Origin of the sequence: Shigella sp. FC1544 (assembly GCF_001722145.1) — a bacterium.
GTDB classification, from domain to species: Bacteria; Pseudomonadota; Gammaproteobacteria; order Enterobacterales; family Enterobacteriaceae; genus Escherichia; species Escherichia coli.
The window spans coordinates 1-460 of sequence record NZ_MECT01000441.1 but is presented as its reverse complement, the minus strand read 5'-3'; the positions used below and the strand labels follow the sequence as shown (position 1 = coordinate 460).

Sequence of the window (460 nt, the reverse complement as noted above, 5' to 3'; positions counted from 1 at the left end):
AGACAGAAAGTGAAGTATCAACTCCGGTTCACCCTTCAGCATCAATGGTCGGGCTGGATGCTGGCGTGGCTAAACTCGCCACGCTGTCAGATGGCACAGCCTTTGAGCCTGTAAACAGTTTTCAGAAAAACCAGAAGAAGCTGGCGAGACTTCAGCGACAGTTAAGCCGCAAGGTCAAATTCAGCAACAACTGGCAGAAGCAGAAACGCAAAATACAGCGACTGCATTCCTGTATCGCAAATATCCGCAGGGACTACCTTCACAAAGTCACAACGACCGTCAGCAAAAACCACGCAATGATAGTCATTGAGGATTTGAAGGTCAGCAACATGTCAAAGTCAGCAGCGGGTACGGTCAGCCAGCCGGGGCGCAATGTCCGGGCAAAATCAGGTTTAAACCGTTCGATACTGGATCAGGGCTGGTATGAAATGCGCCGCCAGCTTGAGTACAAGCAGCTCTG

General features: G+C 50.7%; 1 protein-coding gene. It reads left to right on the top strand.

Features of this window, described 5'->3' with window-relative positions; all coding sequences use genetic code 11:
• Window positions 1-460 (top strand): RNA-guided endonuclease InsQ/TnpB family protein (locus tag BGK49_RS17790; RefSeq protein ID WP_146628137.1); only part of this gene is annotated, 460 nt, incomplete at both ends.